The following is a 10672-nucleotide window of genomic DNA, read 5'->3' on the forward strand; positions in this document are numbered from 1 at the left end:
GGTTAGCTTATAAAGTGGCTCAAAGGTATTGCTTAAACAATGTAATTTTAGCTAAGTGTTTTTAGCTAAGCAGTTACTTATTCATTGTTGCTGCTATCGGGATACATCTCTTTTGGACTAGAAATGCGAGTCTGTGGCTGAGTGCCTGTTGCCTCATCAGGTAAGCCAAGACCTAGGTTAACCCCACGGCGACCGGTATTGATTGTCGGTAAAGTTTGGTCAGATAAAGTAGCATTGTCTGTAGGCAGCTGTAGTTGAGCCGCTTCATAAATGACTTGCTGCTTAGTTGGCCCCGTATATTCAGAGTTTTGAGTAGCATTAGAGTCTGTACGCTTGTCTGAGCGACCCAGCTTGCCATAAGTCATTCTGCTTAATAAGCTACCCGCACGATTATTGCTAATACGTACTTTACCATCAGCAGTTAACCATTCAGGATAGTTGATTTGTAACAAAGTTTTGTATTGCTGTGCCAAATCATTTAGACCTAATTGCTCATTGCTATAAGCCAAAATTGCAATGGCTTCGGGAATTTGTTGGCTTTGAGGATAGTATTGGAATACCCATCTTGCACGGTTAGCAGCGGCAACATGAGCTTCACGTTTAATATACCAGCGTGCTGCTGTTAGCTCACTTTCAGCAAATTGGTTATAAATATAAATCATACGCTGAGCTGCGTCTGGAGCGTAGCTACTATTTGGGAATTTGGTCAGTAACTCTTGGAAGTTGCTAAAGGCCAAACGATAGTAAGAAGTATCACGATGGGCTTGCTGCAATTTCACCGCATTTAATAAGCTACTAGTGCCGGTTTGCATATTGGCTACGCCGCGGACATAGTAGGCATAGTCTACTTGAGGATTGCGAGGATATAGCTTAATAAACTGTTCAGCGCTGGTCACTGCTAAGCCATATTCATCCGACTGAAACTGGCTGTACATTAAATCTAATAAAGCTTGTTCGGCATACGGGCCAGTAGGATAAAAAGTACGTAGTTCCGATAATTGCTCTGAAGCATAGATATAGCGTCCTTTTTCCATAGACTCTACTGCTTCTTTATAGTACTGAGCATCCGATTTCTCTGCAGAAGCTACTGCGTCAGTGTCTTTGCCAGTAATATTTTTTAGAGTCTGACAACCAGATAAGCTAAGCATACCGGCAGCTAATAGTGCCAAAGTGAACTTAGTCTTACGAGAAGAATGAGATGGATTAGGGGTTAATGCAGTAAATAAAGAAGTTGAAGCACGCTGCATGGAAATCTCCGCAGAATATTTTAGTAAAATTTTAGTGGCTCTAGTGTAGCACGCTACACTAATATTTTGGTATAGGATTGTAGAGTGAATGCTACCTTAATGTTGTTAGCGCTTCAATTTTGACAGTTATGAGGCGTTATTGCGGACATAATTAACAGATTTTGGGTACTAAATACACTGTGTTTAGGGGGACAGTTATTACGCTAAAATAAGGAGAATAAGTCAAACCATGCTACACTTAGCTTATTAATAAAAAACTCAATTTGGTCCAAATAACTATGTCGTTTAATATGTCCTCTAAAACCCTCTCCTCTAATATGTCTTCTGAAGCGTCATCTATACCTTCGGAAAATAGCCCAAACCTGAGCAACAATCAAGCAGGAGTTGTAGATAATACAGCTCAGAATGAGCCGGATAGTCAGTCAACCCTTGCTAACCATACTATAGAGGGTAAAGCTATGGAGGATAAAGCCAACTCTATGCCAAGCTCGGCAATTGAAAATTCAGAGTCCTCTCAATTGTCGTCAATAGCAGATTATGAGGCAGAGATTGAGCTGGAAGATTTCGATGAAGACGAAGAAGAGAGCAGCGATAATCAAACGTTAGAAGTACATGCTGAGCATATAGTGACTAAAGATGAAGCCGGTCAGCGTATTGACAAGTTGGCAGCAGAGCTTTTTGCCGATCACTCTCGTGCTCAGCTGCAAGAATGGCTGAAGTCGGGTAACTTGACTATCAATGGCAAAGTAGAAAAACCGAAATATCGGGTCAAGGTCGGAGATAGCTTGTTGCTACAAGCTAAACTTGAGCAACATGGTAATGATCAGCCAGAAGACATAGCTTTAGATATTGTTTATGAAGATGACAGTGTGTTGGTGGTGAATAAACCGGTGGGTATGGTGGTTCACCCTGGTGCTGGTAATTGGACAGGAACTTTAGTTAATGGACTGCTGTTTCATTATCCCAACCAAGCGCATTTGCCGAGAGCTGGCTTGGTACACCGTATTGATAAAAATACGTCAGGATTATTGGTTATTGGTAAAACCAAAACAGCACAGCTTGAGCTGCAAGAACAGCTAAAAGATAAGAGCGTCTATCGTCATTATCAGTGTATTGTCGCAGGGGATGCAGCAAGTCTAGCCCGCCAGCGCACAATAGATGCCCCAATAGGTCGCCACCGTACCCAGCGTACGAAGATGACAGTGACCAGTGTGGGCAAGCCTGCTGTGACCCATATCATGACTATTACTCCGTTAAATGAAAACTATAGTTTGCTTGATGTGCAATTAGAAACGGGCCGTACCCATCAAATTCGTGTCCATTTAAGTCACATAGGCCATCCTATCATTGGCGATGATGTCTATGGCAACCGTCAGCAGCTTAGAGCAGGACTGACCCAAGAGCAGCGTGATGCCATTCAAAACTTCCCCCGTCAAGCGCTACACGCGTATCAATTAGGGTTTATACATCCAGAGACTGGGGAAGATATCGAAGTCACAGCGCCTTTACCGGATGATATTGTTGAACTGGCAGAAATCTTGAGTGAGTAGTGCTTATGACGTCCAATCCCATTACATTAAATATAAGCCATAAAAAGCCGTTTCAAGTGTTGGCTCATACCGATGAGATATTAATCATTCAAACCAATGCTGGAGTTGACTTGGCTGCTGCTGACACACAAACAGCGGCTAACAAACAAAAAGGCCAGAACAACAGTTACGGTTGCTTTAATTTAGGTCTGCATGTCAATGATGATCCGGCTCAAGTGCTGCATAACAGAGCGCAGCTACTTAGTCTGATTAATGAATATTTGGCTCAGCAAAACAAAGACTCTGGGGTTGAAGCTATTTATTGGTTAAGTCAGATTCACAGTAACCAAGTGATTCGTATCGAGGATGAGTACTTAGATAACTTGTCCTTAATCCCACCTGCAGCGGATGCTTTGGTCACAGCTAAGCCCAATCAAGCCTTGGCCATTATGACCGCAGATTGTGTGCCCATTGTGATTTATGACCCAAACTCGCAGCAAGTTGCAGCGATTCATGCCGGCTGGCAGGGGCTGGCCAATGGGGTTGTTTTTGAGACTTATAAAGAGCTTAATAAATTTAAATCGCCAGCTACTAATCCAGCCTCTGAGGATTTGTTAGATACTAAACCTATGCAAGCTTGGATAGGCGCCTGTATCACTCAAGCCTGTTATGAAGTGTCTTGTGAGGTAGTGGATAAGCTGCTGCTTGGCTGTGAAAAAATGGGCATGAAGGCAGAGGATATTAGGTCTCAAATTGTCGCGGAGCATGAGGAAGCCAATAAAGCTTGGTTAGACTTGCCTAAGCTGGCACAATTACAGCTCAAGCAATTAGATATCTCAGTTGAGCGACTTACAACTTTGGGATATGAATCAAAAGCTAGTCCTGCTTTGGCTTGTAGCTATCAGGATAGCAAATATTACTCTTATCGTAGAAAGACTCATTTAGGCGAGGCCAATACCGGCCGTATGGCGCTATTAATTGTTAAACTTAACAGCTAATCTTTTAGTCTAAGCGGTTAGTAAAAACAGAACCAGCCATATACTTGAGCCTATTGTGTTGTAGATTGTTGGCTAAATTTGCAAATTGGGTCTAGGTTAGGTTAAATAGGCTCTTTATCTAATATTAGGATGTTTACCACTCATGACTGATAAAGCTAGTATTGTAAACTCCAGTCCGCTGGATGAAGGGCTGAAGATGGCTGTTATCTACCATAGTAATTATGGACATACCCGTAAAGTTGCCCTGGCTATCGAACAAGGTGCCCGAGACTATGCCCAAGATAAAGTAGAAGTCCGAGCGTTAGACGTAGATGATATGGACTGGGAATTTGCCGATGCTGCCCAAATGATGGTCTTCGGTAGCGCAGTTTATATGGGCAGTATTACCGCTGAGTTTAAGACCTTTATGGACAGTACTTCTAAGCGCTGGTTTCATCGTAAATGGCATGGTAAGTGGGCAGCAGGATTTGCCAACTCGGGCGGGCTAAGTGGAGATAAGTTGGCTGCCCTACAACAGATTTGTGGCTTTAGCATGCAACATGGTATGAATTGGGCAGGCTTTCCGGTAATGCCTACGGGTCATAGCGAGCAAGACATCAACCGTTTATCAAGTTTTATGGGCTTAATGACCCAGTCGGGTAACGACTCACCAGAGGTGACCCCAGGGGAGGGAGATATTAATTCAGCCAAGTTATTTGGCGAGCATCTGGCACAAACCTTGATTAATCAGCCCCCAAAACTGCAACTGAACAAAGAAGACTAGCCTCTAATTATGGTTTAGAGCTAGAAACCAGCGGTAGTTCTTGGTTGTCAGTAGGAATTAAATTTGGATTTGATGGGCTACTGACGATTAAAGGACTAGGAAAATCGGCAGTAACAGGAATGGGGCTTTCTGCCATTTGAATGTTTTGACACCCAGTCATAATGACGGTCAAACCCGTTAGCCCTAGTAATAATATAGATTTTTTTAGCAATAAAAACATAAAGAATCACTATCATAGATTATTGAAAAGTGTTGTAGCATCAAAAATATTTTAATTCTGCAACCATTGAACATAGTAAGCGTTAAGTAAGACAGAGTGCAATGGCTTTCTCCTAGTCTGATTAAATAAAAGTCTGATTAAATAAAAAAATCTCAGTTCAAAACTGAGATTTTTTTTGCTTAACTGAAAACGAGTATAACTAAAAAAGGGAAATACTAGCTATTTGGCGCTAGGGACCCAAGTTGGAGATTTGGCAATCCCCTCAGTAGGTAGAGTAATTACTTTGCCGCCTTCTACATAACGGATAACCAAGTTACCTTTTTTGGCCCCTTGAGAATACACCACACGCTCCCCACTCGGTGAGAATCTAGGCGCTTCATCTAAGCCAGTAGCCCCAAAGTTGGCAATAATAGAACCATTATTGCTCATGATGGCTGCACTGCGTCCACTTAAGAAGCCAATTTTTGTGCCATCAGGACTGTAACTGGGGTTGGTAGCATAGCCGCCTCGTGAGATTCGTACTGGTGAGCCGGAGAAGTTATAGCGATAAATGCTCGGGCGGTTAGGGCTGGCGTGATCCGAAGCATAAACGAAGCTGCCATTAGGTGCATAGCTTGGCGTGACCTGCTCATAAGGGCCAGACATCACCAACTCTGGTTTACCGCCATTGCTATTAACGCGATAAATGTCTGCATCCCCATTCACTGTGCTCGAGAATAAAATCTTTGAGCCATCGGAGGAGAAGCTAGGGTTTAAGCTGCTGCCTTTCATGTCAACTAAGCGAGTCAGTTGGCTGTTCTGAAGATTATACTTCCATAAGTGAGCACTGTTGTTTTTTAACTGCACAGAGTAGGCAACTGAACGACCATCAGGAGACACAGCGGGGCTATAAATAGTAGCATCAGTGACGCGGGTTAGAACACGTTTGTTACTGCCGTCAGCATCTATTAATACCAAAGCAGAAGTTTTTGATTTACCGCTGCCTTGTTCTTCTACATAGATGATTCGAGCATTTAGGTCTAACTTCTTACCGGTAATTAGCTCATAAATAAGGCTTGAAGCTTTGTGAGCAGCTGTCTTACTGTCAGCTGCTGTGACTGTCTGAGTGCCTTTGATAATTCTACCTTTGGCCACTTCAATAACTTCAAAAGTAATGGTGGTATTCCCAGCCACACTTTTGCTGCTACCAATCACCATATAAGGAATGCCCAGTTGCTGCCAAGCCGGTAGTGTTGCCGCTAAATCATCGCGAGTGTGGGGTTGACCAATTAAGCCTTCGCTGGTCACTTTTAAAGGAGTGGCCTGTAAATCTTTTTGGATAATTTGAGAGGTATTGCTATCACCAGCAAAAGGGACGAAGGCCACTTGGTTTTGATTGACTTCTCCTTTTTTGGAGATGGTAACCTCTAAGTCGTAGTCTTCTTCTGCGTGTGCGGTTACGCCGCCTAACAGGCCTAGTGATGCCAAGAGGGCACAAGACAAGCTGGTAGTTAAGTGTTTTTGAGAGCGAGGGGTTAGGGTCTCAGCATTTATCATTTTATTTTTTTTCATGGAGTTATAAAGCCTATCTTAAAATTTGAATAAGAGGAGCATATAAAGGACAGAGCAAGAAGTAAAGCTAAAAACAGTAACTTACAACCTCCGCCTGCGTCAACCAATCCACATACTAAGGATATATTATAAGTCCTTAATATTACCCGCTTTAGCAAAGTAGAGTATCAAGAAATTCGACTTGGCAAGATAAGCAGTTAAAGACAATCTGATTGAGGATAAATCTTTTAAGGGTTAAATGTTAAATATTAAAAGTTAAAGCTAGGCCTAAACCCTAAGTTGCTATTTAAGCTATCCATTTAACTGACTTATCGAACGACGAAGTTAAGTTTCAGTCTACGTTTGTTGGTGCCGATAACTGGGGTAAGTGGACTTGCTCGGTTGACTGCAGATTCTAAAGACTCCTTTAGTGCTGCATCAGAGGTATTGGCATTAACACTCAATACATTCCCGTTTTCATCTACCGTTACTGAAACCGAGACAGCAGCGCCAACCTTGCCTACTGGTGGGTTCCAATGTGGTTCAATTAAGCTTACCAAAGCGCCACTGACATCACCACTACTGGCTTTGCTGTTACCACTGCCTGTTGATTGTGAGGCAGTTCCTGTGCCAGAAGTGGATTTGTTTTTATTGCTATCAGTCCCAGAGGGGAAGGTGGCACTAAGCTGACCTTGGTTGGTGGTGTTGGCAGTCACTTTTGGGGCGCTGTTTATCGGTTTTGACTCCTCAATAGCAGAGGTCACTTCTGTAGTATCTGAAAAATCTTCTGCGCCGCCAATATCCGGAAGTTCATTTAATTCACTAAAGACAGGGTCACTACTGTCATTAGCCCCCATAGGCTCAGGGGTAGGCTCTACTGATCTATTAAAGATAGAAGATATGCCTCTTGAGAAGGCAGAATCACTACCAATATAAGATTGGTCATTTTGGGTAGCTGGCTGTTGCTGGCTAATTTCGGGAGTCGCAGGAATCCCGCCGGCAGCAAGAGTCTCGCGATTGGCTTGAATGTCCGCTTGCAAGCTTGCCAACTCCTCAGGGGTGATGATAGTGGTCTCAATAGCCTGATTGTCTTCAATTTTAGGCACTTGGTAAGACAAAGCAATAAATGCCAATATAGAGCCATGCACGATTAAGCTTAAGATAGCTGGCAGGGCGATGCCATTATCTTCAGGCTCTACAGGAACGTAAACACTGGGCGCTCGATTTAGCAAGGTAATAGTCTCAAAATTTTAGTTTATATTACTAGGTAGGGGCTGACCGGTTAATAAGCCTACTTTTTTCACCCCTGCTTTTTGAAGGTTGGCCATCAACTGCATCACCATACCATACTGATTATTTTGGTCAGCATTAATCATGACTTGCACCTCATTGCCTTGCGCATTGTTTTGTAAACCAATAAGGGTTTCAATCAATGCTTCTTCAAGTACAGGGGTATCGATGTTATTCTCATAGCTCATATAAATCTCCCCATTACTTTTTAGGGAGATAATCACCGGCATTTGAGCCCCCGTGGCAATGTTTTCGGTACTGGCTTTGGGCAAGTCAACGTCAACGCCTGTGGTCAGCATTGGGGTTGTCACCATAAAGATGACCAGCAACACCAACATCACATCAATGTAGGGCACTACATTCATTGAGGCATTTAGCTCTTTTTTATGTCTTGAAAAGGGGCTGGCTTTCATAACGTGCTCCTTTTATACCAGAGGGGACTGAACATTTTGAGCAACAACCGCAGGATCATCTTGAGTAGAGGTAGCTGTTTCGTGAGTCTCACGCTGTAGCATACCGGTCATTTCGTCACAGAATAGGGCACGGCTGTCATAAATACCAGCAGCCTTACCTGTAAAATGGTTGTAAGCTAAAACGGCTGGGATAGCCGCAAATAGACCCATAGCGGTGGCAATCAAGGCCTCGGCAATACCTGGGGCAACCGCAGAAAGACTAACTTGAGACGCTTCAGATAGACCAATAAAGGCATTCATAATCCCCCAAACGGTCCCAAACAAACCAATGTAAGGCGACACTGAACCGATACTGGCCAACACGCCTAAGCCTGATTCGAGTGATTGTTGTTGGCGACCCAGTCCCACACGAAGTTTACGCTCAACGCCATCAATAATATGATCTTTAGGTTGACGTTTTTTATTCATGCGTAAGAATTCAGAGAAACCGACATAAAATATGTTGGCCAGACCATGACGATCCGGTGAGTTCTGAATGCCTTGATACAACTTCGCCAAATCTTCTCCTGACCAAAACCAGTTTTCAAAATGCTGATCTTGGCGTTTGGCTGTCCCCAGTCGTGCGCTCAAACGGAAAATTAGCACCCAGCAAATAATGGAGGCTAATAATAAGATACCCATAACAATTTGAACCAATAAGCTGGCATTGGTGATAAGACTAATAAGGTTGATAGAATCTGACAGCTCTGACATGAATAACTCACTTGAGGTTATAAAGGCTAAATAAAATAGAACGTAAGGGAAAATAGTGGAGATAAGGCTAAATTTGGAGTAGCTGCTAGTATCATTTTAAATATGATTTTTTAAGTACCGGTTGTAGTTATAAACGTTAGTAAAAATAAAAATACAAGCGGGTCTAATATAGCAGGGCTACATTATACCTTAACCAAGGCTGATTCTACTACTTTCAAATAACCTTATAAACTAAAGCAATAATTAGATTCCCTTCAAATACTGCTCCTACTGATTAATAATATAAAAATTTGCATAGAATTTGATGAATTGTTGGTCAAAGGTGTACTAGTTTTAACGCGAATCCTATATAATCTGTCCTTTTTTTATTATATTAATGCAGTATTTCTCATTGTCTGTTTTTGGTTAATCAAAAAGCAAGGTTATTTTATTTTCCCTAAGCAGCACCACCTTTTGGTTTTTCAACGCAAATATACTCAGGCTACTACCTATGAATGCAATTGAGCGCTATTTTGGCATTGACGGTCAAAACACCACGATAAGAACCGAAGTTCTAGCAGGACTTACTACGTTTTTAACGATGGCATACATTATTTTTGTTAACCCAAACATTCTTGCAGATGCAGGCATGGATAGAGGGGCAGTGTTTGTGGCCACCTGTTTGGCTGCAGCAGTAGGCTGTTTCATTATGGGTATTTATGCCCGTCTTCCAGTAGCTTTGGCGCCAGGTATGGGGCTAAATGCCTTCTTTACCTATGGCGTAGTACTGGGTATGGGGTATACCTGGCAGACGGCCTTAGGGGCGGTCTTCTTATCAGGCTGTATCTTTGTTTTCTTAAGCTTATTCAAAATTCGTGAGTGGGTTATTAATGCCATTCCAAATAGCTTAAAGCAAGGTATTGTTGCTGGTATTGGTGCTTTCTTGGCTTTTATTGCCTTGAAGAGTTCAGGCGTTATCGTAGCTAATGAAGCCACTTTTGTCAGTCTAGGGGACTTACAACAGTTCTCTCCTATGATGGCGGCTTTGGGCTTCTTTTTAATCATTGGTTTGGTCTATCGTAATATCCCAGGTGCGGTAACTATTGGTATTTTGGCAGTGACCGTTATTGGGGTTATTACTGGGAATGTGCCCTTTGATGGTGTAATGTCCATGCCACCTCCTATTGCACCTACTTTTATGCAGCTAGACATTGCGGGTGCGTTTGATATTGGCATGATCAGTGTGATTTTTGCTTTCTTATTCGTAGACCTGTTTGACACCTCAGGCACCCTAATTGGGGTAACCAACAAAGCAGGCTTAGTGGATAAAAATGGTGACATCCCTAACTTAGATAAAGCTTTATTAGCGGACTCTACGGCGACCGTGGCCGGCTCATTACTAGGAACGTCTTCAACCACGAGCTTTGTTGAAAGTACAGCAGGTGTAGCGGCTGGTGGTCGTACAGGGCTTATGGCTGTGACGGTAGGCGTGTTGTTCCTATTAAGTATTTTCTTTGCTCCATTGGCTGGCATGATTCCCGCTTATGCTACCGCAGGCGCTATTTTCTATGTTTCGGTACTGATGTTATATACCCTGAAAGACATTGATTGGGAAGACTTAACTGAAGCGGCTCCTGTGGCAGTAGTACTGCTATTGACTCCATTAACTTACTCAATTGCGGATGGTATCTCGTTAGGCTTTATTACTTATACCGTGGTAAAAGTATTAACTGGTAAGTTTAATCAAGTAAGTGTGGCAGTCTGGGTACTGACCATTATCTTATTGGCGAAAATTGTATTTTTATAATCAATAGCCTTTTCTAGCCATGGGCTTGGTAACTATGCTAATATTTGGTTATCAAGCTCATAACCTCAAGCAACGCCGTAGAGGTTTTTCTTTTTAGGTAAGTTTCGACGTTCTGTTGATAACTTAACCTTCATCAAAAAAAG

The 10672-nt window shown here is 42.6% G+C and carries 10 protein-coding genes; 4 read left to right on the forward strand and 6 right to left on the reverse strand.

Annotation, left to right across the window (positions count from 1 at the left end):
- Positions 1-77 precede the first annotated feature (77 nt).
- Positions 78-1247, reverse strand: a complete 1170-nt coding sequence (locus tag B3S92_RS01450) for an outer membrane protein assembly factor BamD (RefSeq protein ID WP_296202053.1) — start codon at positions 1245-1247, stop codon at positions 78-80.
- Positions 1248-1537: 290 nt separating this feature from the next.
- Here B3S92_RS01450 and B3S92_RS01455 point away from each other — a divergent pair, with 290 nt between their 5' ends.
- From B3S92_RS01455 to B3S92_RS01465, 3 genes are all read left to right on the forward strand, one after another.
- Positions 1538-2797, forward strand: a complete 1260-nt coding sequence (locus B3S92_RS01455; RefSeq protein WP_296202054.1) for an RluA family pseudouridine synthase — start codon at positions 1538-1540, stop codon at positions 2795-2797.
- Positions 2798-2802: 5 nt separating this feature from the next.
- Positions 2803-3774 carry a polyphenol oxidase family protein gene (locus tag B3S92_RS01460; RefSeq protein WP_296202055.1) on the forward strand — a complete coding sequence of 324 codons (972 nt, stop codon included), beginning with the start codon at positions 2803-2805 and terminating at the stop codon, positions 3772-3774.
- Between the two features lie 142 nt (positions 3775-3916).
- The gene (locus B3S92_RS01465) at positions 3917-4537 is read left to right on the forward strand and encodes a flavodoxin family protein (protein WP_077451467.1); all 621 of its coding nucleotides are present in this window, start codon (positions 3917-3919) and stop codon (positions 4535-4537) included.
- A 7-nt stretch (positions 4538-4544) separates the two neighbouring features.
- Here the strand turns inward: B3S92_RS01465 and B3S92_RS01470 are convergent, their stop codons facing one another.
- From B3S92_RS01470 to tolQ, 5 genes are all read right to left on the reverse strand, one after another.
- Complete coding sequence (locus B3S92_RS01470; RefSeq protein ID WP_296202057.1) at positions 4545-4757, reverse strand: hypothetical protein; 213 nt, start codon at positions 4755-4757, stop codon at positions 4545-4547.
- Between the two features lie 219 nt (positions 4758-4976).
- On the reverse strand, positions 4977-6308 hold the full coding sequence (locus B3S92_RS01475) for a hypothetical protein (protein ID WP_296202058.1): 1332 nt from the start codon (positions 6306-6308) through the stop codon (positions 4977-4979).
- 308 nt (positions 6309-6616) lie between these two features.
- Positions 6617-7519 (reverse strand): TonB C-terminal domain-containing protein, encoded by a 903-nt coding sequence (locus tag B3S92_RS01480; RefSeq protein WP_296202060.1) that lies wholly within the window; start codon positions 7517-7519, stop codon positions 6617-6619.
- 18 nt (positions 7520-7537) lie between these two features.
- Positions 7538-7990 (reverse strand): protein TolR, encoded by a 453-nt coding sequence (gene tolR / locus B3S92_RS01485; RefSeq protein WP_296202061.1) that lies wholly within the window; start codon positions 7988-7990, stop codon positions 7538-7540.
- 12 nt (positions 7991-8002) lie between these two features.
- A complete protein-coding gene (gene tolQ / locus B3S92_RS01490; RefSeq protein ID WP_414706971.1) occupies positions 8003-8743 on the reverse strand; it encodes a protein TolQ in 741 nt (246 codons plus the stop codon).
- A gap of 490 nt (positions 8744-9233) precedes the next feature.
- Between tolQ and B3S92_RS01495 the strand changes: the two genes are divergently transcribed.
- Complete coding sequence (locus tag B3S92_RS01495; RefSeq protein WP_296202062.1) at positions 9234-10529, forward strand: NCS2 family permease; 1296 nt, start codon at positions 9234-9236, stop codon at positions 10527-10529.
- Positions 10530-10672: the final 143 nt, after the last annotated feature.

The organism is Psychrobacter sp. UBA3962 (assembly GCF_002385225.1).
Classification (GTDB): domain Bacteria; phylum Pseudomonadota; class Gammaproteobacteria; order Pseudomonadales; family Moraxellaceae; genus Psychrobacter.

What these genes read in the sequence shown, in the direction of transcription:
- B3S92_RS01450 (WP_296202053.1), bottom strand. Translation starts at nt 1,247, where the DNA reads ATGCAGCGTGCTTCAACTTCTTTATTTACTGCATTAACCCCTAATCCA.
- B3S92_RS01455 (WP_296202054.1), top strand. Translation starts at nt 1,538, where the DNA reads ATGTCCTCTAAAACCCTCTCCTCTAATATGTCTTCTGAAGCGTCATCT.
- B3S92_RS01460 (WP_296202055.1), top strand. Translation starts at nt 2,803, where the DNA reads ATGACGTCCAATCCCATTACATTAAATATAAGCCATAAAAAGCCGTTT.
- B3S92_RS01465 (WP_077451467.1), top strand. Translation starts at nt 3,917, where the DNA reads ATGACTGATAAAGCTAGTATTGTAAACTCCAGTCCGCTGGATGAAGGG.
- B3S92_RS01470 (WP_296202057.1), bottom strand. Translation starts at nt 4,757, where the DNA reads ATGTTTTTATTGCTAAAAAAATCTATATTATTACTAGGGCTAACGGGT.
- B3S92_RS01475 (WP_296202058.1), bottom strand. Translation starts at nt 6,308, where the DNA reads ATGAAAAAAAATAAAATGATAAATGCTGAGACCCTAACCCCTCGCTCT.
- tolR (WP_296202061.1), bottom strand. Translation starts at nt 7,990, where the DNA reads ATGAAAGCCAGCCCCTTTTCAAGACATAAAAAAGAGCTAAATGCCTCA.
- tolQ (WP_414706971.1), bottom strand. Translation starts at nt 8,743, where the DNA reads ATGTCAGAGCTGTCAGATTCTATCAACCTTATTAGTCTTATCACCAAT.
- B3S92_RS01495 (WP_296202062.1), top strand. Translation starts at nt 9,234, where the DNA reads ATGAATGCAATTGAGCGCTATTTTGGCATTGACGGTCAAAACACCACG.